The following is a 25,164-nucleotide window of genomic DNA, read 5'->3' as shown; positions in this document are numbered from 1 at the left end:
TTCAATATTTTTTTTAAATCATTAACTAGATGAATAAATTAAAAATAGTTGCGTGAAAGAATGATAAAATTTTCTTAAAAAGGAAATGCTGAAAGCCGATAACCCTAAGTTTTTACGGTTTAGCAATTGAAATATCACCAAGAATAATTAACTTAGTTCTGTGGAAAATCAGATTATTGATATTAATGTAGATATGGGCGAGGGCATAGGCAATGAAGCCAAGTTGATGCCCTATATTTCGTCGTGTAACATTGCTTGCGGAGGGCATGCTGGCGATCACCTCACCATGAAAACCGTGGTAAAATTGGCCAAACAGCATCGCGTAAAAATTGGTGCGCATCCGTCGTTTCCTGATAAAGAAAATTTCGGACGGAAAACTATGGAAATGCCCTGTGTGGTGTTGTACTCCTCGTTAAAAAATCAAATAAACGATTTGGTTACCGTTTTAAATGAAGAGCATGTGCCGTTGCACCACGTTAAACCGCACGGTGCTCTTTACAACCAAGCCGCTACCGATGAAAAAACAGCAAATGTTGTTGTTGAGGTGATGAAAACCCTGGCTTTGCCAGCCGAACTTTATGTACCTTACAATTCGGTATTGGCGAGAATTGCGGTTGAAAATAATATTCCGGTGCTTTATGAGGCATTTGCCGATAGAAATTATAATAGCGATTTATCTTTGGTGTCTCGAACGGAAAAAAATGCACTTATTGAAGATTTTGATACCATGTTTCAGCAAGTGTTCGGTATTTACAGTGGCCAAAAAGTAAAGACCATTTCTGGCGAATGGGCGATGATAAAAGCGCACACGTTTTGTATTCATGGCGACCACCCCAATGCGGTAAAAATGGTGAAAGCCTTGGTGGAAAAACTTCAGGAAAAAGGCTGTAAGATTAGATAATGCATGAAGTTTAAACTGACTTATAAACCTTACGGGCAGCATGGGGTTTTAGTGGAGTGGCCGGCCTCGATTGATGAAGCAACATTGAATGATGTGTTGTGGTTTAAATCGAAATTAAACCCAAATGCCACTGAAAATATTGTTGAAGTGCGCTCATCGTATCACTCCTTGTTGATTATTTATAGCCAATTTGAAACTGGTTTTGATAATGAGGTTTTAAGGTTGAAATCCATTTATTCTTCTGAAGAAAAAAGTAAAAAACTTAAATCGACTTTATGGCATATTCCGGTGTGTTATGATACTCAATTTGGTGTGGATTTAGAAAGTATTTCGAAAGCTAAAAACCTATCGGAAGATGAAATTGTAAACTTGCATTCCCAAACCATTTACACCGTTTATTTTATTGGGTTTTTACCCGGATTTTTATATTTAGGTGGATTGGACGAGCGTTTGGCCACACCGCGGAAAGCCACACCCCGATTACAAATTGGAAAAGGCTCGGTGGCCATTGGGGGAAACCAAACAGGGGTTTATCCAAGTGCCAGTCCTGGCGGTTGGAACATTATTGGTAATAGTCCCGTAAATTTTTTCAATATAAAAAACGAAACTCCTTGTTTTGCCAAGGCGGGCGACCACATTAAATTCTATTCCATTGATTTAAAGGAGCATCAAAATATAAAAGCGTTGGTGAATGCCGGTGTATTTCAAATAGAAAGTGAGGTGCTTGATGGTTAAGGTGCTAAAGCCAGGGTTGTATTCTACGGTGCAGGATTTTGGGCGTACAGGTTATCAAGAATTTGGGGTGCCTTATTCGGGTACTATGGATCATTACGCAGCCAAAATAGTGAATATGCTGCTCGGCAACGATGAGAATGCTGCCGTTATTGAAATGACCATGACAGGAGCGTCGCTTCAATTTGAATGCGATACTTTAATTAGCATTTCGGGAGCAAATATGAGTCCTGAATTGAACAAAAAAAACATTCCGATCAATAAGGCTGTGGCCGTGAAACAAGGGGATGTGTTGTCCTTCGGGAAATTACAATCGGGTTTCAGGAGTTATTTGGGGATTTTAAGCGGCTTTAAAACCGAAAAGATTTTGAACAGTCGAAGTATGTACGTGCCCATCACCCATGCTCAGGTTCTTAAAAAAGGAGAAATACTGCCTGTTGAGAATTTACCATTTGGTCATTCGCGTAAACACGCCCAGATTAAGATCGATAAAAGCTATTTGTCATCCGAAACTCTTGAGGTTTTTAAAGGGCCTGAGTTTGACAGACTGACAATAACTCAGCAAAAAACTTTGTTGAAAACCAAATTCAGCATTTCAAAAGACAACAACCGTATGGCTTACCAATTGGAAGGACGCTTTGAAAATAAATTGGATCCCATTATCACTTCAGCCGTTATGCCAGGAACAGTGCAGTTAACGCCTTCTGGTAAGCTTATCATTTTAATGCGCGATTGCCAAACAACTGGGGGCTATCCTCGGGTGCTCCAATTGGCAGATAATGCATTGAATGTTATGGCTCAAAAGTTTACTGGTCAAACCGTAAGCTTTATGATGCTGTTGTAGAACTGGCTATCGAGTAACTGATTTTTCTTTGGCTACGGCCTCTCTTTTTGCTTGGTTGGCCTGCTCGATGTAGTACTTAAAAATTTTGGTATTTCTAAGGATAGTACCGTCATCTTCCGATTTAATAGCGGTTGATGTTCCAATTCTATCAGCTCCAGCATCAATATATTTAATGGCCGTTTCGAAGTCGCGAATACCACCAGCTGCTTTAATCTTAGCTCGGTTTTTTATTGTTTTTTTTATGATTTTCACAGCGGTTAATGTCGCACCGCTTTTTGAAAATCCGGATGAGGTTTTGATGAAATCAACATTAGCATCCAAACAGATTTCACTGGCTTTTATGATTTCGTTTTTACTTAATTCTGAAATTTCAATAATGGCCTTCAATGGGGCTCTGCCAATAGCTAATTTTACATCAGTAATATCTTTTAAAACAGCCATGTAGTTGCCGCTTTTCAAATAGCCAATATTGATGACCATGTCGATTTCACTGGCACCGTCTTCTATTGCCTTTTCGGCTTCGAACACTTTTGCGGCTGTAGACATCGATCCCAAAGGAAAGCCTACCGTTGAACAAATTTTTACATCAGATTGACCCAAAAGCTGATTGGCCAATGAAACATAACAACTGTTAACGCAAATACTGTAATAATTATTTTCGGTTGCTATTTCACAAAGTTGCATGATGTGGCGACTTGTGGCATCTGGTTTCAGTAAAGTATAATCAATGTAATTTGAAATATTCATAAGTAGGGTTTTAGGACGAAAACAACTAAAAGGGAACGTTGTTTTTCAAAATTAAGTCAGTTGAAAATTAACCTCAATACTAAATTATAGAAATTTAATGTTGTGTTATTGTTAATTATTGGTTTTTAGATTAACGGTTGCTTAACTGTGTATTTAACAGATTTTATTGTGAAATATTTTATGGATTGAATACTTTTTTTTAAATAAAGAGGAAACACAATATTGTTGATAGCTATTAAGTTTTGTTTTAATTCATATTCATTTGAAATTTATCTTCCGTCAATTTCAGCATACTACTTTAACTCTCTGTTTTTTTTAGCATAAGTCAAACTTTATTTTAAATCATATTATAATTTCATTTTAGACTGAAAATAGACGTCTCGAAAGATATTATCATTTCGATGAAAGACTATTTATTACTGGTTTTTAGTTTAAAGGCGAGATAGCCATGACACAAAGCGGTTTTTATTAACAGAAATTTTAGTGCTCTAACATGCGTTGAAGGGTAATTTTGCATTCTGAAAAAACCTTGCGCTACAAAAACATGCAGTTGTGGTGCAGTCTCTCAATCATGAATGTTGTTAATAGCAAATTATTAATGCTCTTAGTGTTAAGCTTGGGGTTTATTTCGTGCTCACCCGAAACCGAGTATTTTAAAACCAACCCCAATCAAGAGGTATTATCCGATGAGGTCAAGGCGCTCAGCCGATTTGAAATTACTATTTTAGATGAAATTTTATTCCATAGACGTTCCAAGGGTTTGAGCGTGCTGAAGCGGTCAGACGCCATAAGAACACAAGTATATATCCATACTGGTTTTATGATTAACGCAAGTCGGTTGTCGCACGATAACTATTTAGAGCGTGAATATAATTTAATGCAGTATGCTGGAGCTAAAAGTGTTTACGAAATTGTAGCCAGTGGGTATCATTCGGCGGAAGATGTGGTGAATGCTTGGCTAAACAGCGCGGTGCACAGAAAGGGTATTGAGGGGAATTTTACCCATTTTAATGTTTCCGCTGAAAAAAATGATAGCGGTGTTTACTACTTTGCATGTATGTTTATGAAAAAGTGATTTACTGTACTAGCTGTTTTCGTTTTTTTATTGTTTTGAGGCTGCTATAGAAGCCATTTTAGGCCCATATGGGCACCTGGAATTGAGACCATAAGTTACATTCAAAAACAACATATGCCCCTAAAATAGGCGTTTTTGTATCATGTTTTTACAAAATTATGGGCTTGTGCAACGGTTACCGGTGTTGTAGCTAGTTTTTTTAACTTTTTTTAATTATCACTTCCACCGCCATACATATGACCCTCGGTAAAGTCGCGATAGGGTTTGTCTTTTTCTTCGGCAATCTTTCGGTTTATGGCTTCTAAGCGGTCATTTTCCTTTTTCAGTTTGTACGATTTCCGTAAACCTAAAAGCAATAAAATGATAAAAAAAGCGCCCACCGATAATAGTAATGTGGTGGTGGCAGCTCCAAAAAACAGAAGGGATTTTGAAGAAAAATTAAAGATTTGGATTGATACCATGTTTCTGAGTAATGGATTAACAGCAAATCAAATATAGTACAATTTATCGATTGGTAGTTGAAAATTAATACAAGTTATTCACTAATTTTTCACAAGTTGGTATAATATTGTAACAATTTAACGTGAACGGATACTTACTATTTGAGCATTAAAATTTTGATTTCAAAAAAAAATGTCGAAATTGCTTGTGCGTAAAATTGTTCAACTTTAAACACTAAACATACCATGTCAGACGATTTTGATTTATTAGAAACCTCTTCAAACGAAAAAACCGAAAAAGTTGATGTCAATTGGGGTAAGGCCATTGACACGATGAAATCTAAATTGTCGCAGGAGGACGATCCCGAAGTGCGCCAAAAAATACTCAATGCCACTTTGGATGATGTGGTACACATGGCAGAAAAAGACCGAACCACACTTTTGGATGCCATTAAGGATTTAACCGATTATCAGGATGAAGTCGGTATTATTTTCGAAAAATTCTCGTCGCTGAATGCCACGGAGCAAAAGGTGATTGACGATGCCCAAAAAGCTTTAGAGCGCGCTAAAATTGAATTGGAGGATGCTGAGGCGAAGCCCGATACCTGGTGGAACAATCTTTGGGGACGGAAAAGTAAAATCAAGAAAGCCGAAGAAACGCTTAAAGCCACCGAAAAAACACGTGCTGCCGCCGATAACAAGGCAAAGGCTATGTTTCAGGAGCGCATTGAAAGTGCCGATGTGCAAACACTTTTGGGCGAGCTGTCGTACAAATCGCAAGCTGCCGTTAGCCGTTTAAAAAACCGCGAGGTTGAAATAAAAGAGGTTGAAGATAAATTGCAGGATGCCATTGTTGAAGCCACTAAAAACCATACCAAGGCTTTGGAAAAGAAAAAGGAAGTGGAGGCCAAATTAGAAGAACAATATGCACTATTGAAACAAGCCCGCCAAGAATTGGAGGATATTGCAGATAAGCAATCGGCCGATTATGCTCAAGCCGTTGGTAAGGTTACCGAATTGGAACAAAAAGTAGAGGAATTGGAAGGCCTTAAAAATGCGTACACCACACTTGCTGCGAGTAAAGATAGTTTTGTGCACAAACACAATTTGACCATTAAAGTGCTTACTTCGTTGAGAAGCAACTTGCAAACACACCGAGCTAAATTAAAGAGTGATACCGAAGAGCGATTGAAATATTACGATGGTTACGTAGTGGCTTTAAAAGCCAGAACCGATCAAGAATTTGCGGCAATTTTAGAGCATTTGGGTGTTAAGACCGACGAGCATATTGGGGAAACTTTGGCCTCGATGCATACGGCCAGTGCCAAAGCCCGTCAGGATATGATGGACAACATTCCGGTGCACGAAAAGGTGATGCAAGGCGTTTATAGCAGTTATGCCGAAGCTTTGCAGGAAATTCGTGCCAAGGATGGCGAAATACAAAAGAACTTCGCGGAGCGCTATGGCATTGATATGAAAGAGATTTTTGAAGATTACTATAAAGCTGATGCCAATAAACCTTCGGGCGATGCTGGTGAACTTGCCGGAAAACCAAAACCAGATACTGGAGCTGACGATTTGTTATCTTAAACTAATTTGTCATTGCCGCAACGTTTCCTCTCTTTCGGAGGGGCTAGGGGTGGCATTCGCGTTAGGGATTGCAGTGAAAATCCTTTTTATGAGGAACGAATAAAAAGATTGTAACGGAAAGCCCGACCCTTGTGGTAACGCCCAAATAATTAACTAAAATATGAGTGTGTTCGTAGCAAAACTGCCTACTGAAGACTGAGAACTGAATACTGAACCATGTCCATAAACCATATTGTAACCCCTTTAGATTCTGCGATTTTAGACTCGAAAGAGCAATACGTGTTTTACCATAAAATGGTCGATTTTGCTTTTAAGGAGCTTATTGTTGCGGTTCAACGCCAAAACATTTGCAATGCCGATGAAGTGAAATTGTTTAAGCAGTATTGCGATTTGTTGCTGTACTCGGTTGAGGCCATGCGTATTAAATACATGTATGACGACGAGGACAATATGAAGGTGGATTTGACCGATTCTGGGTTTCCGAATTATTTGGAGTTTCGGTATTTGTTCAACGATTTGGAATTGCGCGACGAGTATATTGGTAAATTAACGCCCATAGCCAAACTGAAAGAGGAATTTTTGGATACGCTACTGCGGAAAAAGGAGCCTATTAAAAAGAGTAAACTGTTTCAAGCGGCTTCTATTGTTTATTACTCCTCGGTGAACAAGCAGTATATTTTCAATCGGTTTGTCCAGGGAAAAATATTAAATGCTCCAGAGGCTTCGCCAGCAGAATTTTTAACGAGCTGGAGTTTTTATGATGTATCGCACAACCGCCCGTTTATCTGTTTTATGTACTTTGATTTTGATGGTAATAGAATCAACGATTATAAAGACGAGATTTATGAGGTTTTAAAAACTGTGGCCGATCGCGACATGAGCCTGGACATGATGGCACATACCATTGACCGAAAACTTCCGAAAGTATTTCCGAAATTGATAAAACGCATCGATTTAGGACCTTTGCACAACGTTTTTGCCAAGGATGAAAACAAAATTACCCACGCCATTATAGAAAGTATTGGTAAAAAGGAAGTGGCTCTGGAATCGTATGCCCTGTCACTTAAAGTCCACGAAGTAACCTCGCAAAGTGAATTTAAGGAAGGCGGGTTTTTCAGCAAGCAGATTTTACAAAAATGGGGCGATGCGTTTAAACAAAAATATGTTTTGGCCCCGCATCGGGTCATCCAATTGCTGTATAATAAAACCCCTGAAATTATGAATGGATTGGCAAAACCACCGATTGAAGTGGCTGAACTTAAAATAGATTTAAAAAAATAACGTCATAACGAGGAGCAAAGCGACGTGGTTATCTTTTTAAATTTAACAGATTGACACGTTTCACTAGCAATGAACTGAATACTTAACAGATGGAACATAACTCAACATTCCCCATAAAATTATCAGAACTGGATGTGCTTCGCGATGAGGCCACTTCCTATTTAAAAAGTGTACAATGGGAGCAGGGTTCGCGAGCCAAAAATCGCGATAAAGATGCCAAAGACGAGTCTATTTTACTTTATCTATCGAGAGCGAATAACGGAACGCAAACGGCGCAAATCACTTCGGTTTCCAAAACCATATTGACATTAAAAAAACGCTTATTACCCGATTCGGTTGCCATTCCCGTTTTTTTGAACCAAGCGCTTTTTGCGGTTCAGGAAGGCATCACTTTGGGTATTTGGGTAAAGGATAGTTATTCCGATGCATCGGGGCTTTCGCGATTAAATGAAAGCAAATCAGCCTTAGATACCAACGGAAAACGGGAGTACGAAAGCAAAATGCACACTGCCACGGCGTTTATGTTGTTTGCTTCGGCCTATAAAATATTGAACGATTTAAAACCTTATGCCTCTGATGACTTGAGTGTCATGAAACAAAAGTTTGCTGGCATTCCCGAAGTGTCGTTTTTGTCGCCCATCAAAGGTATTTCGTGTGCTTTATTTTACTACGATAAGTATTTGGGGCATCCCGAAATTATCAAGTCCGACAAGGATGTGATTGATTTTACGGTGGTGTATTTTGAAGCTTTGATTGATGAAATACAACTTCGGAAAAGTACTTTGGAATACACCGAGACCATTGTGGACCGAACTTACAAACTTGAAAAATCGGAGTTTGCCATTTCGGGTTGGAACAATGTTTTTGAGGGTACAGCAAAAAGTATAGAATTCAATAAAATACAATTCGAACAAATTGTTGGTAATCGTGATGCGAAACATTTTGCGCGCCGACTCACCGAGCGTTTGTTGAGTTACGATTTTACCGCAAAGAAAAATCCGTTTCAAGAATTGGGCGGTTTTATGCCCGTTTTTATGGGCTATGGTATTCCGGGTACTGGAAAAAGTATGCTTATCGCCGCTATTGCCACCCGATTGAAGGAACACTGCGATACTTTGGATATTCCGTTTTTATTCCACCCGATGCCCGATACTTTGATTAGTACCTTTCAAGGCGGTTCGGCCGAAAAAATGGTAGAGTGGATGAAACCCATGCAAGACCCCACAAAACTCATTTTTGCACCCATTGATGATGCTGAAAACAATTTGCAGGAACGTACCGCACAAGGTGTTTCGGCAGGTGTAAAGGAAGTTATTGGCGTGTTTTTGCGATATACCGAAGGTGCCTATGCTGTAAATTACGGCAACAGTTCCATTGGGCTGTTTACTAATTTGCCAGAAATGTTGGATAAGGCTGTGATTTCACGTGTTCAGGGGCGTTTTAAAATCGATGGTGCGCGTACCGAAACCGATTTTTTGGACCAAGACCATTTATGGTGGCGGAAACTGGACGATACCATGCCCGATTTTGTAAACATGCAAGGCCCTGAAAATTACAGCTATTTGCAAGACCAAGGTTTAGCAAAAAATATGGGTGAAATTCTCAACACGGTAGAAAAGCCTACTGAAGCGCGCGTACATGAAATTTACGATAGGGTTGAAAAACAATTTAAAACCAATCAGCATTTATTTTACGCGCATTTGTATAAAGACATGCAAAAGGCGTTTCCATTTTTCTCGTCACGTGATGTTCGGAACATTCAAAGTGCCATTTCGTTGCGACTGACCGATTTTGATTTGGATGAAAACTGGTTCGAAAATCCCGGAATTTATTTCAAACAGGATTATGACACCAAATTCAACATGCTTCAAGAATTGATGCGCGCCAATATGAAAGGATTGGATTTTTCAGAAATCCGTCGCCAAGAAGTGGTGCGCTACCTAGATAATGTCGCCACCATTGCCGATACCGATTTTAAGCGAAAAGTTGATGCCCGAGTGAACCAATTGAATATTGAAACCGAAGCGAGAAAGACTTTTGAAAGCCTATAATAGGCATTTGGCTAACAAGTGAATAACAAGGGGGTATGTCGGTTTCAGAAAAGGAATCGTGGAAAACTAAAAATGAAGAATGAGCGATAAACAAATAAAAAACATAGAAAAGAAACTGCTGTCTGATAATTATTATATCCTAAACCGGGTCACTTTTGATTATTTGATGAGCAGCGGAACATGGGTGAACCAAATGCGCGAGGTTTATGATAGGGGCGACGGCGCAGGAATCCTTCTTTATAATAAGGAAAAGCAAACGGTTATTTTAACCAAGCAGTTTAGAATGCCCACCTATTTGAACGATAATAAAGACGGCTTTTTGGTTGAAATCACGGCTGGCATGTTGGATAAAGATAACCCCGAAGTCTGCATTATCCGTGAAACCGAAGAAGAAGTGGGCTACCGATTAAAAAAAGTAAAAAAGGTTTACGAAGCCTATTCGTCGCCCGGAGTGATGACCGAAAAGATGCATTTTTTTGTTGGCGAATACACCGATGATATGAAGGTAAACGATGGCGGAGGATTGGACAGCGAACATGAAGATATTGAGGTTTTGGAGTTGCCATTTGAAAAAGCAATAAACATGCTCAACAATGGTAAAATTGAAGATACGCGAACCATTGTACTGTTGCAGTATGCCCAAATTTATAATTTGTTGGGTGATTAAAATTAGTGGTAATTCGTGAAATTCGTGTCTAAATGAACAAACTAAAAACAGCAAATCTATTTAAAAGTGAACTCATTCCGGTAAGCGGAAAACTGGTGGAGCGTTACAATAAATGCTTGGTGAAGCTTGGCTTTTCGGAAACGAAATTAAAGACTTTCCATATTGACGGAATGGGGTGGAGTCCCGAAGTAGCAGAAGAGAAGGGCGAAAAGTACTATTTATGTAACGGAGAGGCCAATCCGTGTGGCATCATTATTTCACCGTTGCAAAAAGGTAAACCGGTGTATTTGCCCGCCCACACTTTTGACCGCGATATTATGAAATTCGTTTTTAAAGTGCATGGCGAAAAAATAAAGGACATCACTCGCGATTGTGCCATTTGTTTGGATTTCGACCAAGGCATCGATGCGTTCTATGAGCCCTTGGATGTGCTGAAATACGATAAAGTAACCGTTCATTTCCATTTAATCAACGATTTGGATAAAATCCAAAAACAGCAGTTAAAATTGGTCGATACTTTTAGTAAAGGCAATAACTTTATCGATGATAATCTGCATCAGCAATTGTTGGAATCTGCCATAAAACATGGCGATTTGCGTTATCGTGATTTAGAGTTGCACGAACTGGAATACACTACCGATTCCTTCTTTACAAGATCGTTTGGCGGCGTTTACGTATTACGAGATTTTATAAAGCCCATCGTGGTTTTCGAAGATGAAAAGTGGTACAAGGAAGCCATCAAGAATACGAGCCATGACGTTTTGATTTATCACATTTCACAGCCTGAGCTCATGGAAAAACTACGCGACCACGTCATTGTGGAGTGCGATTTGGAAAAAGTGGTTAAAACAGATCAGTACGATCGTATTAAAAAATTTGAATTGGCACAATGTTTAAAAAAACCGCAACACCCTATCAATGATATTTTAAACGATTCCATTTTATTTAAAAGTTACCTGAACAAATTGGATATTGATTCGCGCAAAAAAGTGATGGGCGTAGAGCGCTATTTGGAAAAATTAGAGGTGAGCAACGAATTTAAAATAGGCGATGTTATCGATTTAAAATTCTATGAGGCATTGCACCAACCACATTCTTCGTTGGAAGCAAAGCACCAAGACTTAATTTGGAAACTATTGGTAAACATTTCACCAAAAGACGTGCTGTTTTGGTATTGGTACGATAAGGAAACGTTTTATGATGCCTATATAAACTGGGACGATTCCTTAAAAGATTGGGTTGTGGGGACGATAAGTGGGAACGTTGGTGGTTAGAAGTTAGAAGTTTGAAGCTGGAAGCACGAAGTTTGGAGCTTGGAGATGTAAGAAGAAAGCATGAAGTTTAATTTATTTATAAATGAAATTTAAGTTTGAAGATTTAATCATTTGGCAAAAAGGAATGGACTTAGGGGAAGACATGAATATTTTGGCATCTAAATTTCCTAAAGATGAAAGATATAATTTGTCATCGCAATTAAAAAGAGCTTCCGATTCTATTGCGTTAAATATTTCAGAAGGTTCAATTTTGCAATCTGGGCCTGAATATATAAAAATTTTAGGATACGCTATAAAATCTTTGGCAGAAGTAGTAACTTGTTTACACAAAGCAAAAAGGAGAAACTATCTTGAAGAAGATAGTTTTATTAGATATTATAAAGATTGTTTCGATTTAATGAATATGACCATAGCTTTCAGAAATAAAATAAAAATTAAAGCGCAAGAGTAAGAAAATTCCAGCTTCCCGCTCCGTGCTTCAAACAAAAAAAAGCAGCATGAGTAAGCAGCTTCAAGCTTCAAACTCCATGCTTCAAACTTTATAACTATGACACTAGAACTAATCATCTTCATCGCATCCATACTTTTTGGAGCATTAATTTATTGGCGCGAATCCAACGGAAATGGGCTATACCGATTTTTTAACAAACTTATGTATTCCAAAGAACTGCAAATGAAACCTGCCGATAAAACTGGATTTGTGTATCAGCAAAAATTTATTATTCGATTGGTATTCATTGGTTTTTTGTTTTTGATAGGCATCGTTATCACACGGTTTTTAATCCCTATTGACGTGGCCACGGTATCCATTTTTGCTTCCATGATTGTCGGCACATTACTAGGTACGTATTTAGCCAATTTTATTTTTAAATCGAGTGAAGTGATAGACGAAAAAAGCGATTCATTGGAAGATATGGTACAGGATACCATTGAAAAAGGAAAGGGTTTTATTGAGGATTTAAAAACCAAGGACGCAGAAGTGATTGATGAAGAGCCTAAAGACAGTCTGAAAAAAGAAGAAAAAAGTGCTCGTGAGCGGTTGAAGGATAAAGGGTTGCTTTAAATTTAGAATTAAAATGTCACACTGAGTGCAGTCGAAGTGTCTGTTGAAACGAAACAAGTTAAATTAAAAAAGATTCTGCCGAAGTTCATCTTGAGAGATAGCCGAAAGGCGGGAATGACAAAACATGATAAAAAACTACTGGAATAAAGGCAAAAAACAAAAAACAATAATCATAATTGTTTCCATTATTTTATTAATTGCGCTTTTTGTTTTGCGCGACGATTACCAACCTGCTTTATTATTTATCAGGAAATATATTTTTGTTATCCTGCTGAGTACCTTGGTGTTGTTTTTTGGTCTTCGGAAATTCAGAAAATCGGCCAGTACGGGTGGTAGATTGGGTATTTTGGCGTTGCTACTCATTTTCTTTGGCCTGCTGTATGTAGTGGGTTGGCATTTCAAAATGTACGATTATATGAAAACCTACAATGTTTTCAACCATTTGAATAAAGTTGAAATCAACGAGTTGCCATTAACACAAAACGAGCGCATTCAGCCGTTACGCAATATTTTTTCCATGGCTAACGAAAGTGTAGGCGAAACCAAAGATGTATCGCTGCCGCATTTGGTGCGTATTGGTAACGAAAATAAATGGACCATGGCCATCCAGCCCACTGAAAAATACATGTGGCAGGGCATGACCGATAATACTGAGGAAGTGTTTGCCGTTTCCAGTACCACACCGTTTCCGAGGTTTTCAAGTAAAAACCGAATTCCCGTTACCTTTTCCATTGGCGAATCATTAAAGTTTAGCCGAAATACCTACAACGCAGTGGTGCAACGTTTCAATATTTTCCAATTATTTACCATGGAACCCAGCGACACTTATTACATGAAAAATGATTCTGGGCAATGGGTAGAAGTGGTGAGCTTAATAAAGTGGAAAGGCTTTTTGTTTCCGTACCCAACCTTTGGCGGCGTAATGGTAATTGATAACGGCGAACATGATTTTAACGATTACATAGAGCGTATTTTAATTGGGAAAGGCACTTATGTGAGTCCCGAGGAAATGAAAAACCATCCATATTTAATGCGTCAAAACACTTTAGCGGAAAAGGTGTCGCGGTTGCAAGCGGAATCCTTAAAGTTTTTGGGCGGATTTAGCGATCCGTTGCCATGGAATATGGAAACAGCCGTTAAAATACCAACCATGCCCAAGGATCAAAATCAACAGCCTTACGTTACCGATTTCGTTTTTTCTCAAACCGACGTGGATGCTTACAGCGGCCTTTACCATTGGTTTGGTTTGGAGCCCGTTGGCGACGAGCGCACCAGTTTAAGTTTTAGTGTGTTTGTGCCTGCCGATGGTACCGACAAACTGTATTATTATAATCATGCTGCCAAAAAGCAAGGTTACGCCGGGGTTTCGGCCATGCCGTTAAAGGTAAAAGAATCGCGAAAGGAATACGACTGGAGTGCCAATACGCCGGTTGAATTTCGACCTTACATTAAAAATATCGCCGGTAAAAAGCGTATGTTTTTTATGGGAACGGTTTCGGCCATTAGTGACAGAAATGCGCAACAGTTTGACGGTTCGGCCACACCCGATTTGGTACTGGTAGATAGCGAGTACCGCGATGTGGTTTGGATTGATGTAAAGCACCCCAGCCAATGGGATAAAACGGTTTACGATCAACTCAACGAAGCCTGGCGAGCCAGTGAGGGCATTGGCTATTATTTTGTTGAGGAAAAGAAAGAAATTGATTTTGGTGAAGCTGTGAAAGATTCTATAAACCAAGTGGTTCCTGATACGGACGTTAAGGCTGAATTGCTTGAAAAATTGCAAAAGCAGATTGATTCTTTGAAGGCTGCTAAGTAAATTTTAAAACAGCAGTTTTACCCTGAGCCTTTCCACTTGAGCCTGTATCTAGCGCAGTCGAGATGCTAAAAATCAACTAGAATCGGAGGACATTTCGAATTCTCATTAGATTTTATTTGTATTATGAGATTCCGAAATAAATTCGGAATGACACAATAATATTATTTTTTATTGGCTCGAATAAAATCCGTAATCAAATAAGTAATGAGTTTTCCAACTTGGTCGGCCGATTTTTTTTTGGGTGCTGCTTCGCAAATATGCAAATACGTAGCGTACTGGTTGTTCGCAAAATGGCTCACAAATTGTCGGGCTTGGTTAACGGTAAATCCGCTGGGTGTTTGGGCGCTACTGGGTATGTTTTCAATGGCATCGCAATCTATTTCGATGCCGAAATGGTTTGTGGTAATGTGTTCGGTGGCCCGTGCCAATTCCTTTTTAAATCGGCGTTCATTTCTAATTTCCAAACTTTCAAAAGTGTTGTAATCCAAATATTTTGAATTTTCAAAAGTGCCGAAAATAGCATTTGAAGTATAATTTTCATGCAGCCCGAAAACGAAATAATTTTCCAAAAAACCTTCCGCGAAAGCGTAACTGAAACCGTTTCCGCTGTGCCGCCCTTCAACAGACCTAAAATCGGTATGGGCATCTAAATTAACAGCATTTATGGGGTTGTTAAGAGCCAAACTACTGCCTTTTATGTTTCCGTATGCATTGTTGTGCCCGCCGCCAATTACGATTGGAATTTTGCCCGCCGAAACTATTTGATGGATTATGTATGATACTTCGGTATCCATTTTTTCAACCCATTTTCTGGCTTTTAAAACATCCTTCTTTTTCGTTGGTTTTAATTTTGCAATTTCATTAAGTTCTTCGGTGAAATCCAAATGGCCTAAAATCAAAACATTAGAAGCATGGGTGTGTTCATTGCTCTGTACGTTTAGCAAACTTTTTAGAGCTGTATTCCAAGCGCTTGCAGTACCCGTTTTTCCGTAATTGGCAAACACGCCAACATCTTCGGGAAAACCTAAAATCACATAATTAACATCCAAATTACAGAGTTGTTCGTATATATTGGAAATGCTGGTTAATGTTTGAACATGTTGACCAAACTTAGACTCACCAGAGCGTTTTCTTAAAAGTTTATTTCGGGTAACGCTATTAAACAAAACGAGTTTATCCATAGGTTTCTTAAATGGGTTTGAATGTTAAAAATACGGCATTATTTGTTTATAGTTTTATAAAATTAATTAGATTAAACAAAAATTTAACCTTAACACATTAAATTAAAGATTATGGAAAATAGCAAAAGCAACACGGGGCTTAAAGTAGCCTTGGGAATTGCACTGGTTTTATTTTTAGCCACCGGCTTCTATACAATGAATTTGTATAAGAAAAGCAACGAAACCCAAAAAGAACTTACCGCTGAAAAAGAACTGGTAATGAACGATTTAAACGCCATGGCCAAGCAGTATGATGAAGCCATTGGTGAAAACGAAATTGCCAATGCCGATTTGGTTGAGGCCCGAGCACGTATTCAAGGTTTGATAGATTCTTTGAAAATTTCTGAAACCAATGTAAAAAGTTTATGGCGATATAAAAGTAAATACATGTCGTTACAAAAGGAAATGGATGTACTGTTGGCACAAAACGACTCGTTACGCATAGAAAATTCATATTTAGCAACTTCGCTTGACAGCACAAGAGTGCGTTTGGAAGAGCGTACCATTTTCACGGATTCGTTATTGGTACAAAACAACGCTTTGGCCGAAGTGGTTGAAAACGCATCAGCTTTAAATACCGTAGGACTTAAAGGTTTTGGGGTTATTGAAAGAACTTCGGGCAAATTAATCCCAACAGAACGTGCCAGAAGAGTAGATAAAATTAGAGTATGCTTTACTGTAGCCAAGAACGCATTGGTTTCTGAAGGCGACCAAGAACTTTACGTACAGGTAATTGGCCCAAAAAACAATATTTTAGGATTGAACCAACAAGTTCAGTTTGGCGAAAAGACTTTTAATTACAGTGTGATTAGTAAGTTTAACTACGAAAACACCAGTTTGAATGTTTGTGAGTTTGTGGCCTCAAAAGAAGATGCCGATTTTGAAGAGGGACGTTACGTGGTTAACGTATTCAATGAAAAAGACTTGGTATCAACCACAGAATTCACACTAAAATAAATCTTTATTTAACACTTAAGGTTTTATGAAAAGAGCTCCAAATTAATTTTTGGAGCTTTTTTATGCGTTCATTTTCAGATTCGTTTTTAACTGTTGTATAAACAACTAAACTGTTTTATCTGCTCATGGTAGATTAATTGTAGACCGATAATAAAAAGATAGTATTTTCGAAGTTCTGAAAGTAAATTGATATAGTAAAAAGGTTTTTAAAACTATAATCTCTCAAAAGTTGTTACAATCAAACAAGACTATTAATAGCAGTTTCGAATTTTTGAATTCCATAGGGGATATCCCAGAAGATTTATTCAAAGAACTCGAAAACATTAGTGAATTTAAAAGAGTAGAAGCGGGTACTCAAATCGTTAAGTTAAATGAAGTCCCTACAAAGGTCTATTTACTGCTATCTGGAGTTATACGATGCTATTTAAGTACCGAGTCTGGAAAAGAATACAATAAGAGTTTTTACTTTCCAACCTCATTTATGGGAGCTTTAACGGCTTTGGTTAAAAAACAGCCCTCGCGATTTGTATTTGAATCGATTTCCGAATGCGAACTTTATGAAGTGGACTACCTACAGTTAATGGAGCTATATAAAAAAAACACGACTCTTAAAGTGTTTTATAGCAGGGTTTTAGAAATGGTTTACATGCAGTACGAAAAGCGTTTGGTCGATTTAATTTCGCTGGATGCTACGCAGCGTTATTTAGAATTGCGAAAGCAAAATCCTAATATAGACCGCTTAATTTCACAATACCACATCGCCTCATATTTAGGTATAACGCCGGTTCAGCTAAGCAGGATAAGAAAAAAAATAGGGACGAATTAACATTTGTTATTTTCAAAAACACGGTTAAACTATATATTTGGTTCAACTTCTTATCATGTAAAATACCATCATAAGAAATGATTAATAGCTAACCAACCAAAAAAAAACAGGTAATAGTTTTTACCTGTTTTTTTTTATTTAAAAATAAAAATTTCCAATTTACTTATCGATAGAGCCCAGTACCCTCGACATAAACGTGTTTAGGGCTTCTTTTTTCGTGGTTCCATCCTTAATCATTTTGTTCACTTCCAAGGCACCGTACATGTTCGAAATAAGTTCGCCAATAACATCCAATTCTTCGTCCTTTAAAGAAGGGACTTCTGTTAAGGCTTCGAGGGTTTCAACGGTTTCAATAACGTAATCTTCGTCGTTTTCCTCAATAAATTGGGTTAAATGCTTAATTACTGGTAACTTCATTTACTAGATCTTTTAATACGTCAAACTTGTTGGTTTGCACTTGATTAACAAACGCCCCATCTTTGAAAGTTGCAAATGTTGGTAAATTATCTACTGTTGCCAATTTTCTTGATTCTGGAAATTTTTCAGCATCTACTATAAGAAACGAAGCACTCTCGTTTTCCGTAGCCAGTTTTTTAAATTTAGGCTTCATAATTCTACAATTTCCGCACCATGTGGCCGAAAATTGGACGATAACTGTACCGTTGTTTGAAACAATTTCGTTTAAATTGTCTTCTTCTAATTCTTGAACCATTTTCTTTTTTTTTAAGTAAACCAAAGCCAAACCAAAGTTGATAGGTTTGGCTTTGGTGTTATTGTTGTGGTTTTTAGTTTTTAGCTAAATACTCTGCAGTAGCTTTAGCATTGGCGTTCATAGCCTCTTTGCCTTCTTCCCAGTTTGCTGGACAAACCTCACCTTTTTCTTGTACGTGGGTTAAAGCGTCAACTAAACGAATGTACTCGTTTACGTTTCTTCCTAAAGGCATGTTGTTAATGCTTTCGTGCTGTACTACACCGTCTTCATCGATAATGTAAGTAGCTCTGTAAGTTACATTGTCGCCTTCTACTTGAACGGTACCGGTAGCTTCATCAAAAGTTTCATTAGTAATATCCAAAATACCTAAAATGCTAGACAGGTTTCTGTTGCTATCTGCAAGAATAGGGTAGGTTACACCTTCAATACCACCGTTGTCTTTTGCAGTGTTTAGCCATGCAAAGTGAACTTCTGGAGTATCGCAAGAAGCACCAATTACTACGGTGTTACGTTTTTCAAATTCTGGTAAAGCAGCTTGAAAAGCGTGTAATTCAGTTGGGCATACAAAAGTGAAATCTTTTGGGTACCAAAATAAAACTACTTTTTTCTTGTTGTCTCTTGCGGTTTCAAGAACGTTCAATTTAAAAGTGTCGCCCATTTCGTTCATTGCGTCAACATTTAAATCTGGAAATTGTTTTCCTACTAGTGCCATATTTTTTTCGTTTTTTAAATTATTAATTTGAAGCAAAACTACTAGAATATACGTGTTGACAAAATAAAGTTTGATTATATAATTTTATAACACAATAAGCATTATGAATAGTAATAAGAAAGATGATGCAAACTTGACAATCACATAACTAAAAATGATATAAAGTATGAAATTGTCAATTTACAGTGTTTAAATTTATGAATATTTTGGAGCACCAATAAGTTGCTTAATTTTTATTTGAAAAGCAGCGAAAATTAAAGTCATAAACGGACTTAGCCAGTTGAAGATGGCATAGAAAAAATAGTCGGCCACGGGTACCCCAAGTACGCCCGAGTGGTAAGCTCCGCAAGTATTCCAAGGTATAAGCACCGATGTAACTGTACCAGAATCTTCAAGGGTTCTACTCAAGTTTTCAGGAGCAAGACCTTTTTCTTGATATGCTTTTTGATACATTTTGCCAGGAACAACAATGGCTAAATATTGGTCGCTGGCCAAGGCATTCAGACCAAGGCAACTTATAACAGTACTGGCAAAAAGCCCAAATACCGAATCGAATAAATTCAATATCGATTTACTTATTTTGGCCAGTGCGCCAATGGCGTCCATAATGCCACCAAAAACCATGGCACAAATAATCAGCCAAATCGTTCCCAACATACCGCTCATTCCACCAGAAGAAAACAGGTCGTTGAGCTCTGCACTACTCGTTTCTACCGAAGCATCAACGGTTATAGCATTCATAACTCCCTTGTAGGCTGAAGTAAAAGTTAGGGATTCGGCTTCAGCCACCGATAATACAATATGGGGTTGGGCGATTATGGAAGCCACACCTCCCAAAAGTATACCAGCCAATAGCGCAACTAAGGGCGATGTTTTCTTTACTATCATTAAAATCACCACTACTGGTACTAAAAATAACCATGGTGAAATGTTGAAAGCTTGATCTATGGCTATCAATTTATCTGAAACATCTGGGGTTCCTGTGGTATTTATATTTAAACCGATAATGATGAATGCAATGAGCGTAACCACTACCGTTGGTACTGTGGTTAAGGCCATGTACCGAATGTGCGAAAATAATTCGCCGCCAGCCATGGCAGGGGCTAAATTGGTGGTATCGCTTAAAGGTGACATTTTATCTCCAAAATAGGCGCCCGATAATACGGCACCTGCAGTCATTCCCACCGATACATCCAGTGTTTTTGCAATTCCAATTAAGGCAATGCCAACAGTGGCTGAAGTAGTCCATGAGCTTCCCGTTGCCACAGAAATTATGGCGCATATAATTACGCAGGCTGCCAAAAATATGGTGGGGTTTAATATCTGTAAGCCGTAATAAATCATGGAAGGAATGATACCGCTAATGAGCCAAGTGCCGGCCAAAGCGCCCACCATGAGAAGTATTAAAATAGCACCGACGGTCGATTTTATGTTTTCGGCCACTTCTTCCAGCATTTGTTCGAAAGAGACTTTGTTGAAAAAACCAACAATAGCAGCTACAGCCGCACCAAGCAATAAAATAAACTGATTGCTACCGCTTAAAGCGTCGTCGCCATAAACAAAAAACACATTGTAAAACAACATACCCACCAAAGCAAAAACCGGTATAAGCGCTTCCCAAATGTTAAGTTCTTTATTTTCAATAATATCTTGGTTTTCGGGTTCGCTGGTTTTTATGTTTTGGCTATCCATAAAGCATGTTTAAAATTAACATGGTAATGTTACAACTTTCACATAAGGTATGCAAATACTGGAAAAATGGAGATATTTTATAAAACCCATTGAAGCTACTTTATAGTTTTCAGGAAGCATTTTAGAGGATTTTTAAAGTTTTCATGCAATGGTTCATTTTTTCATAAGTACGTTCAATATCGGCATCCAGCCCAATGGAAAAACGGATGAGTCCGTCGCTCAAGCCCATTGCTTTTTGTTCGTGCTCAGGGATTTCCGAAGAAGTAGAGCTGCCCGGTGCGCTAAAAAGCGTTTTATAAAAACCGAGGCTAACGGCTAAATAACCTAAGTTTTCATGTTGCATGCGTTCCATGAGTTGGTTGGCTTTTTCTAACGAACCCACATCGATGGTAAGCATGCCGCCAAAACCATATTCAGTGTTCATCATGCGCTTAAAAAGTTGGTGTGACGGATGAGATTTTAACCCAGGATAAACGGTCTTTAAGCCATCATTTTCAAACTTTTCGGCCAAAAACAGCGCATTTTTGCTGTGTTGCTGCATACGAATATGAAGGGTTCTCAGGTTTTTTAAAACAGAAGCAGCTCTTAGGCTATCCATGGTCGAGCCCAACAGCATCGACGCACCGTTGTTTACATCACGTAGGTCATCAATAAACTTTTGCGAACCACAAACCACACCGCCCACCGTGTCGCTGGTGCCATTTATAAATTTTGTTAAGCTATGGATGGTGATATGGGCGCCCAAAACTGCTGGAGAAATGGAAAGTGGTGAAAAGGTATTGTCTACCACTAGTTTTAAATCATGCTTTTCGGCCAACTTAGCGAGCGCTTTAATATCGGAAACTTCTAACAAAGGGTTGCTAACCGATTCGCAAAACAGAACTTTGGTTTTCGGTGTAATAGCAGCTTCCACTATTTCTAAGTCGGTAATATCAACAAAAGTTGTTTTTATGTGAAGGCGTGGGGCGAAATTTTTGAAAAAGGCATATGTACCGCCGTAAATGGTTCGGCTGGAAACAATTTGGTCGTTAGCGCCACAAAGTTGAAGTATTGTAGCCGTAATGGCACCCATTCCCGAGGCAAATACACTGGCCGTTTCGGTGCTTTCCATGGCGGCTAAAGCTTGGCCTAAATACAAATTTGAAGGCGAGGTATGACGTGAGTACAGATAGCACCCATCGGCATTGCCCTCGAAGGTATCGAACATGGTTTTTGCCGATAAAAATGTATAGGTGGATGAATCGGAAATAGACGGATTTACACCACCAAATTCGCCAAAATATTGTAAATCTTGTATTTGGTTTGCTGGTTTAAAGCTCATAATGTGTTGTTTTTATATAAATTTACATCATGTTAGTTTAAAAATCAATAGAATTGTATATGTTTAGAATATTAATCTATCATTTCGGTATTTATGGAGATTTTGTTTTAAACAGGGTTTGTCCGAAGCAATTATTTAGAAAAATTTTCAGCTATGATATTTGATGCCATCGATAAAAAGCTGTTGGAGTATTTGCAAACCGACAGCAAACAAACCAATAAAGAGCTTTCGGTTAAACTGAACCTATCGGTTACTGCTGTTTACGAACGCATTAAAAAGTTGGAACGCGAAGGCTTTATTGAAGGTTATACCGTTTTGCTCAACAAAGAAAAAATCAATAAAAATTTTATGGTGTTTTGTCATGTGAAGTTAGCACAACATAGCCATGACCACGTGATAAGTTTTGAGCGCGAGGTGGCCAAACTAAATGAGGTTTTAGAGTGCCACCATATCAGTGGCGATTACGACTATTTATTACGTGTTTTGGTGGCCGATATGGCGGCTTTTAGAGAGTTTATGGTAAAAAAATTAACAACCATTAGCCATATTGGTAGCACCCACAGTATGTTTGTTATCAATAAAGTGAAACACACTACGGTAATCAATTTCGATTAAAATTGCTGTAGGTTGTGCTTGCTCATTTTTGTTGTATTAACCGTAAATGTTGTAGATAAAATCTTTTTATTATTTTAGTCCGGCTATTATTAACCAATACCATTAATATGAAAAAACTAATCTACCTGATTCTAGGCTTTTTGATAGGAGCCGTTTTAACCTATTATTTTTGCCCCAGACCAGAAGTGGAGGAGGGCGAACCCAAAGTCGTTAAACCCAAAGGCGTTATTTCGGTGGAACAAGCCACTGTTTTAAGTGATAACTGGACCAGATACCGCAAGGCTGCTGTAGATTCTGCAGCACAGGCACAAGGTCGCGAGCAGGACGACCGTTCGGTTTATTGGCCGTTGGAAAATGTGGAGCAGTACCTCGAATATGCCAAACATTATTCCGATAGCTTGGGCTATAAAATGACGGGCATACAAGTATATTTGGGCGTTTATGGCAAAGATGCCGGGCCCGAAAAAAGTAACTTAACTACCATGTTCATTACACCCATAGGCGTGAAGAAGGACTCAAAAAGCAGCTCCACACCTTTTAAAATTAGAGTTAACGACAAGCCACCAATACCAGCGTTTAATGAAGGAACAGGAAGCAACGGTGGTTATCCATGATAGCATTGGAAGAGTTTTTATTTAAAAATTGTACGTTGTTAACACACTCGGTTGAGGCCATTGCGGCTTTAACCGGTGTGTTTTTTTATAGAAAATACCGAAATACTTCAACCAGATATTTTATTTATTTTCTAGTTTATATTATACTATTGGAAAAGTCTGGAAGTTATACTAGGTATGTTCGTCCTGATAGATTTTTGGAATTTCTTTTAGGGACGGTCATACAGAAAAATTACTGGATGTTTACAATAGGATGGACTGTTGTTTCCGCGATGTTTTTTGGGTTTTATTACCGAAAAATTTTAGAAAATGAAGCTTTTAAAAAGGTTATAAAATACACTAGCTATGCTTTTTTGTTGTTTTCGTTAAGCTATATTTTATTGCATTGGGATGCCTTTTTCAATATGTTTTTTCCTGTTATAAAAGTATCTGGAGGTATAGTGGTTTTACTGTGTACGGTATTCTATTTTTTTGAAACCTTGCAAAGTGATAAAATATTAACTTTTTATAAGTCTGTTAATTTTTATATCAGCATAGCCATTTTTATTTGGTTTTTGGTAATAACTCCCATGGTGTTTTTTGATAAATACACAAGTTACGACCCGCTAGTTTATGAACGGGATTGGAATTATATTCGCCTTAGAAGCTTGGTTTTTTTGTCATGTAATATATTTATGTATTTAACCTTTACTTTTGCCTTAATATGGTGCAAACCGGAGAACGATTAGCCAGCACCGCCTCAGAGCGGTATTTATTAGTATATATGATAGCCGTTTTAGTTATTGTAAGTACTTTGATTATTGTGTTTTTTGTGGTGTTTTTAAAACGAAAGAATAAGTTGCTGCAAGAAAAAATGGAACAACAGCGTGCTTTTGAGGCGGAAATTGCCCAAGCCCAAACCGAAACCCAGGAACAAACCCTAAAAAATGTGGGGTGGGAGTTGCACGATAATGTAGGGCAATTGCTGTCGTTTGCCAATATGCAGCTCAGCATATTAAAAATGCAGGTTTCGGATGATGTTAAGGAGAAATTTAAAGACACTACCGATGCCCTAAAGGAAAGTTTGGCCGAGGTAAGGGCGCTTTCAAAAACATTGAACAACGATGTGATTTTAAATAATGGTTTTGAAAAATCAATCATCAACGAATTGAACCGATTGAAGAAGATGAAATTTGAGTCGGCCGATCTCAAAATCATTGGTGAAAAAATACCTTTTCCTAATCGAAAGCACGAAATTATTATGTTTAGGATTCTTCAGGAATTTTTGTCTAATTCCGTGAAATATTCCAAAGCCAAAAGCATCGAAATCGTTTTAGATTATCACCCCACAGACTTACACATTACTGCAACCGACAATGGAGAAGGCTTTGATGTAAACGATGTTGAAAAAGGCTCGGGACTGATCAATATGAAAAGTCGGGCCGCTTTAATAAACGCCCAATTGGATTTAAAATCGAAACCTGACGAGGGCACCGCGCTTTCAATTGCTTATCCGTTGGGTTAATCATGGGTTTTAACAACTCTTTACCATCTCATTTTAGTAGGGTTTTGTACTTTTACGGACGCAAAAAAGAATAGTAAAAGAACATGAAACTATCGAAAGAAGCCGTTTTACAACAGGCCAACAAAGTGTGCAAAAACACGCTGATGGAAACCCTAAATATTGAAATGATAGATTTTGGCAAGGATTTTTTAGTGGCCCGTATGCCTGTTAATTCTCGAGTGTATCAACCCGATGGTGTTTTGCACGGCGGCGCTACGGCAGCTTTGGCCGAAAGTGTGGGAAGTTTTGCTTCAAATATTTTTGTGGATAGTGATAAGTTTTTTGTGCGCGGCATAGAAATAACCGCAAACCATATTAAAAGCGTAAAAGATGGCTATGTTTACGCCAAAGCCACATTTTTACATAAGGGGCGTACCACCCAATTGTTGGATATTCGGGTAACTGACGATGAAGATAATCTTATTTCTATTTGTAAACTATCCACCATTTCCCTGCCTAAAAAATAAG

General features: G+C 38.2%; 27 protein-coding genes. 19 read left to right on the top strand and 8 right to left on the bottom strand.

Features of this window, described 5'->3' with window-relative positions; genetic code table 11:
* Positions 1 to 160 precede the first annotated feature (160 nt).
* The 3 genes from pxpA to HC176_RS08710 are packed head-to-tail and all read left to right on the top strand — an operon-like array spanning position 161 to position 2,477.
* Entirely contained in the window at positions 161 to 901 is a 741-nt protein-coding gene (gene pxpA / locus HC176_RS08720) for a 5-oxoprolinase subunit PxpA (protein WP_167917811.1), read from the top strand.
* Between the two features lie 3 nt (positions 902 to 904).
* Complete coding sequence (gene pxpB, locus HC176_RS08715; RefSeq protein WP_167917810.1) at positions 905 to 1,636, top strand: 5-oxoprolinase subunit PxpB; 732 nt, start codon at positions 905 to 907, stop codon at positions 1,634 to 1,636.
* Positions 1,629 to 2,477, top strand: coding sequence for a 5-oxoprolinase subunit C family protein (locus HC176_RS08710; protein ID WP_167917809.1), 849 nt, complete (start codon positions 1,629 to 1,631; stop codon positions 2,475 to 2,477). Before pxpB ends, HC176_RS08710 begins: the two co-directional genes overlap by 8 nt.
* Positions 2,478 to 2,483: 6 nt before the next feature.
* On the opposite strand, the gene deoC is transcribed toward HC176_RS08710, so the two are convergent.
* Entirely contained in the window at positions 2,484 to 3,224 is a 741-nt protein-coding gene (gene deoC, locus HC176_RS08705; RefSeq protein WP_167917808.1) for a deoxyribose-phosphate aldolase, read from the bottom strand.
* A gap of 598 nt (positions 3,225 to 3,822) precedes the next feature.
* Between deoC and HC176_RS08700 the strand changes: the two genes are divergently transcribed.
* Positions 3,823 to 4,299, top strand: coding sequence for a CAP domain-containing protein (locus HC176_RS08700; RefSeq protein WP_167917807.1), 477 nt, complete (start codon positions 3,823 to 3,825; stop codon positions 4,297 to 4,299).
* A 209-nt stretch (positions 4,300 to 4,508) separates the two neighbouring features.
* On the opposite strand, the gene HC176_RS08695 is transcribed toward HC176_RS08700, so the two are convergent.
* Positions 4,509 to 4,760, bottom strand: a complete 252-nt coding sequence (locus tag HC176_RS08695; RefSeq protein ID WP_209309693.1) for a hypothetical protein — start codon at positions 4,758 to 4,760, stop codon at positions 4,509 to 4,511.
* A 225-nt stretch (positions 4,761 to 4,985) separates the two neighbouring features.
* Here HC176_RS08695 and HC176_RS08690 point away from each other — a divergent pair, with 225 nt between their 5' ends.
* The 8 genes from HC176_RS08690 to HC176_RS08655 all read left to right on the top strand — a co-directional run bounded on the left by HC176_RS08690 (position 4,986) and on the right by HC176_RS08655 (position 14,484).
* Positions 4,986 to 6,329, top strand: a complete 1,344-nt coding sequence (locus HC176_RS08690) for a microtubule-binding protein (protein WP_167917806.1) — start codon at positions 4,986 to 4,988, stop codon at positions 6,327 to 6,329.
* A gap of 216 nt (positions 6,330 to 6,545) precedes the next feature.
* Entirely contained in the window at positions 6,546 to 7,610 is a 1,065-nt protein-coding gene (locus tag HC176_RS08685; RefSeq protein ID WP_167917805.1) for a hypothetical protein, read from the top strand.
* Positions 7,611 to 7,699: 89 nt separating this feature from the next.
* The gene (locus HC176_RS08680) at positions 7,700 to 9,661 is read left to right on the top strand and encodes an AAA family ATPase (protein WP_167917804.1); all 1,962 of its coding nucleotides are present in this window, start codon (positions 7,700 to 7,702) and stop codon (positions 9,659 to 9,661) included.
* A 79-nt stretch (positions 9,662 to 9,740) separates the two neighbouring features.
* Entirely contained in the window at positions 9,741 to 10,328 is a 588-nt protein-coding gene (locus HC176_RS08675; RefSeq protein ID WP_167917803.1) for an NUDIX domain-containing protein, read from the top strand.
* Between the two features lie 32 nt (positions 10,329 to 10,360).
* The gene (locus HC176_RS08670; protein WP_167917802.1) at positions 10,361 to 11,602 is read left to right on the top strand and encodes a DUF6638 family protein; all 1,242 of its coding nucleotides are present in this window, start codon (positions 10,361 to 10,363) and stop codon (positions 11,600 to 11,602) included.
* An 82-nt stretch (positions 11,603 to 11,684) separates the two neighbouring features.
* The gene (locus HC176_RS08665; RefSeq protein WP_167917801.1) at positions 11,685 to 12,053 is read left to right on the top strand and encodes a four helix bundle protein; all 369 of its coding nucleotides are present in this window, start codon (positions 11,685 to 11,687) and stop codon (positions 12,051 to 12,053) included.
* A gap of 96 nt (positions 12,054 to 12,149) precedes the next feature.
* On the top strand, positions 12,150 to 12,665 hold the full coding sequence (locus tag HC176_RS08660) for a hypothetical protein (protein WP_167917800.1): 516 nt from the start codon (positions 12,150 to 12,152) through the stop codon (positions 12,663 to 12,665).
* 124 nt (positions 12,666 to 12,789) lie between these two features.
* A complete protein-coding gene (locus HC176_RS08655; protein WP_167917799.1) occupies positions 12,790 to 14,484 on the top strand; it encodes a hypothetical protein in 1,695 nt (564 codons plus the stop codon).
* A gap of 161 nt (positions 14,485 to 14,645) precedes the next feature.
* On the opposite strand, the gene HC176_RS08650 is transcribed toward HC176_RS08655, so the two are convergent.
* Positions 14,646 to 15,665 carry a formimidoylglutamase gene (locus HC176_RS08650; protein WP_167917798.1) on the bottom strand — a complete coding sequence of 340 codons (1,020 nt, stop codon included), beginning with the start codon at positions 15,663 to 15,665 and terminating at the stop codon, positions 14,646 to 14,648.
* A 111-nt stretch (positions 15,666 to 15,776) separates the two neighbouring features.
* Between HC176_RS08650 and HC176_RS08645 the strand changes: the two genes are divergently transcribed.
* Both HC176_RS08645 and HC176_RS08640 read left to right on the top strand, forming a co-directional pair.
* On the top strand, positions 15,777 to 16,661 hold the full coding sequence (locus HC176_RS08645; RefSeq protein ID WP_167917797.1) for a chromosome partitioning protein ParA: 885 nt from the start codon (positions 15,777 to 15,779) through the stop codon (positions 16,659 to 16,661).
* 271 nt (positions 16,662 to 16,932) lie between these two features.
* On the top strand, positions 16,933 to 17,487 hold the full coding sequence (locus tag HC176_RS08640) for a Crp/Fnr family transcriptional regulator (protein WP_167917796.1): 555 nt from the start codon (positions 16,933 to 16,935) through the stop codon (positions 17,485 to 17,487).
* A gap of 159 nt (positions 17,488 to 17,646) precedes the next feature.
* On the opposite strand, the gene HC176_RS08635 is transcribed toward HC176_RS08640, so the two are convergent.
* The 5 genes from HC176_RS08635 to HC176_RS08615 all read right to left on the bottom strand — a co-directional run bounded on the left by HC176_RS08635 (position 17,647) and on the right by HC176_RS08615 (position 21,924).
* On the bottom strand, positions 17,647 to 17,904 hold the full coding sequence (locus tag HC176_RS08635) for a DUF6952 family protein (protein ID WP_167917795.1): 258 nt from the start codon (positions 17,902 to 17,904) through the stop codon (positions 17,647 to 17,649).
* Positions 17,885 to 18,199: a thioredoxin family protein gene (locus HC176_RS08630; RefSeq protein WP_167917794.1), complete on the bottom strand. Its 315-nt coding sequence runs from the start codon at positions 18,197 to 18,199 to the stop codon at positions 17,885 to 17,887. Before HC176_RS08630 ends, HC176_RS08635 begins: the two co-directional genes overlap by 20 nt.
* Positions 18,200 to 18,272: 73 nt before the next feature.
* A complete protein-coding gene (locus HC176_RS08625; RefSeq protein WP_167917793.1) occupies positions 18,273 to 18,911 on the bottom strand; it encodes a peroxiredoxin in 639 nt (212 codons plus the stop codon).
* Positions 18,912 to 19,106: 195 nt separating this feature from the next.
* Positions 19,107 to 20,603, bottom strand: coding sequence for a Na+/H+ antiporter NhaC (gene nhaC, locus HC176_RS08620; protein ID WP_167917792.1), 1,497 nt, complete (start codon positions 20,601 to 20,603; stop codon positions 19,107 to 19,109).
* A 121-nt stretch (positions 20,604 to 20,724) separates the two neighbouring features.
* The gene (locus HC176_RS08615; RefSeq protein ID WP_167917791.1) at positions 20,725 to 21,924 is read right to left on the bottom strand and encodes an aminotransferase class I/II-fold pyridoxal phosphate-dependent enzyme; all 1,200 of its coding nucleotides are present in this window, start codon (positions 21,922 to 21,924) and stop codon (positions 20,725 to 20,727) included.
* A 153-nt stretch (positions 21,925 to 22,077) separates the two neighbouring features.
* Here HC176_RS08615 and HC176_RS08610 point away from each other — a divergent pair, with 153 nt between their 5' ends.
* The 5 genes from HC176_RS08610 to HC176_RS08590 all read left to right on the top strand — a co-directional run bounded on the left by HC176_RS08610 (position 22,078) and on the right by HC176_RS08590 (position 25,163).
* Complete coding sequence (locus HC176_RS08610; protein ID WP_167917790.1) at positions 22,078 to 22,539, top strand: Lrp/AsnC family transcriptional regulator; 462 nt, start codon at positions 22,078 to 22,080, stop codon at positions 22,537 to 22,539.
* A gap of 107 nt (positions 22,540 to 22,646) precedes the next feature.
* Positions 22,647 to 23,153, top strand: coding sequence for a hypothetical protein (locus tag HC176_RS08605; RefSeq protein WP_167917789.1), 507 nt, complete (start codon positions 22,647 to 22,649; stop codon positions 23,151 to 23,153).
* A gap of 35 nt (positions 23,154 to 23,188) precedes the next feature.
* Positions 23,189 to 23,881, top strand: coding sequence for a hypothetical protein (locus tag HC176_RS08600; RefSeq protein ID WP_245234864.1), 693 nt, complete (start codon positions 23,189 to 23,191; stop codon positions 23,879 to 23,881).
* On the top strand, positions 23,857 to 24,657 hold the full coding sequence (locus HC176_RS08595) for a sensor histidine kinase (RefSeq protein WP_167917788.1): 801 nt from the start codon (positions 23,857 to 23,859) through the stop codon (positions 24,655 to 24,657). The genes HC176_RS08600 and HC176_RS08595 overlap by 25 nt, the downstream gene beginning before the upstream one ends.
* Positions 24,658 to 24,740: 83 nt before the next feature.
* Positions 24,741 to 25,163 carry a PaaI family thioesterase gene (locus HC176_RS08590; protein ID WP_167917787.1) on the top strand — a complete coding sequence of 141 codons (423 nt, stop codon included), beginning with the start codon at positions 24,741 to 24,743 and terminating at the stop codon, positions 25,161 to 25,163.
* The last annotated feature ends 1 nt before the right edge of the window (position 25,164 follow it).

Source organism: Tamlana crocina (assembly GCF_012037625.1).
This window is presented reverse-complemented; position numbering and strand designations above follow the sequence as displayed.

Bases quoted from the DNA above. Each gene is read 5' to 3' on its own strand.
- HC176_RS08610 (WP_167917790.1), top strand. From the start codon at position 22,078: ATGATATTTGATGCCATCGATAAAAAGCTGTTGGAGTATTTGCAAACC.
- HC176_RS08590 (WP_167917787.1), top strand. From the start codon at position 24,741: ATGAAACTATCGAAAGAAGCCGTTTTACAACAGGCCAACAAAGTGTGC.
- HC176_RS08700 (WP_167917807.1), top strand. From the start codon at position 3,823: ATGCTCTTAGTGTTAAGCTTGGGGTTTATTTCGTGCTCACCCGAAACC.
- pxpB (WP_167917810.1), top strand. From the start codon at position 905: ATGAAGTTTAAACTGACTTATAAACCTTACGGGCAGCATGGGGTTTTA.
- HC176_RS08690 (WP_167917806.1), top strand. From the start codon at position 4,986: ATGTCAGACGATTTTGATTTATTAGAAACCTCTTCAAACGAAAAAACC.
- HC176_RS08630 (WP_167917794.1), bottom strand. From the start codon at position 18,199: ATGGTTCAAGAATTAGAAGAAGACAATTTAAACGAAATTGTTTCAAAC.
- nhaC (WP_167917792.1), bottom strand. From the start codon at position 20,603: ATGGATAGCCAAAACATAAAAACCAGCGAACCCGAAAACCAAGATATT.
- HC176_RS08625 (WP_167917793.1), bottom strand. From the start codon at position 18,911: ATGGCACTAGTAGGAAAACAATTTCCAGATTTAAATGTTGACGCAATG.
- HC176_RS08595 (WP_167917788.1), top strand. From the start codon at position 23,857: ATGGTGCAAACCGGAGAACGATTAGCCAGCACCGCCTCAGAGCGGTAT.
- deoC (WP_167917808.1), bottom strand. From the start codon at position 3,224: ATGAATATTTCAAATTACATTGATTATACTTTACTGAAACCAGATGCC.
- HC176_RS08605 (WP_167917789.1), top strand. From the start codon at position 22,647: ATGAAAAAACTAATCTACCTGATTCTAGGCTTTTTGATAGGAGCCGTT.
- HC176_RS08675 (WP_167917803.1), top strand. From the start codon at position 9,741: ATGAGCGATAAACAAATAAAAAACATAGAAAAGAAACTGCTGTCTGAT.
- HC176_RS08655 (WP_167917799.1), top strand. From the start codon at position 12,790: ATGATAAAAAACTACTGGAATAAAGGCAAAAAACAAAAAACAATAATC.
- HC176_RS08710 (WP_167917809.1), top strand. From the start codon at position 1,629: ATGGTTAAGGTGCTAAAGCCAGGGTTGTATTCTACGGTGCAGGATTTT.
- HC176_RS08645 (WP_167917797.1), top strand. From the start codon at position 15,777: ATGGAAAATAGCAAAAGCAACACGGGGCTTAAAGTAGCCTTGGGAATT.
- HC176_RS08635 (WP_167917795.1), bottom strand. From the start codon at position 17,904: ATGAAGTTACCAGTAATTAAGCATTTAACCCAATTTATTGAGGAAAAC.
- HC176_RS08680 (WP_167917804.1), top strand. From the start codon at position 7,700: ATGGAACATAACTCAACATTCCCCATAAAATTATCAGAACTGGATGTG.
- HC176_RS08665 (WP_167917801.1), top strand. From the start codon at position 11,685: ATGAAATTTAAGTTTGAAGATTTAATCATTTGGCAAAAAGGAATGGAC.
- HC176_RS08670 (WP_167917802.1), top strand. From the start codon at position 10,361: ATGAACAAACTAAAAACAGCAAATCTATTTAAAAGTGAACTCATTCCG.
- HC176_RS08660 (WP_167917800.1), top strand. From the start codon at position 12,150: ATGACACTAGAACTAATCATCTTCATCGCATCCATACTTTTTGGAGCA.
- HC176_RS08685 (WP_167917805.1), top strand. From the start codon at position 6,546: ATGTCCATAAACCATATTGTAACCCCTTTAGATTCTGCGATTTTAGAC.
- HC176_RS08695 (WP_209309693.1), bottom strand. From the start codon at position 4,760: ATGGTATCAATCCAAATCTTTAATTTTTCTTCAAAATCCCTTCTGTTT.
- HC176_RS08615 (WP_167917791.1), bottom strand. From the start codon at position 21,924: ATGAGCTTTAAACCAGCAAACCAAATACAAGATTTACAATATTTTGGC.
- HC176_RS08650 (WP_167917798.1), bottom strand. From the start codon at position 15,665: ATGGATAAACTCGTTTTGTTTAATAGCGTTACCCGAAATAAACTTTTA.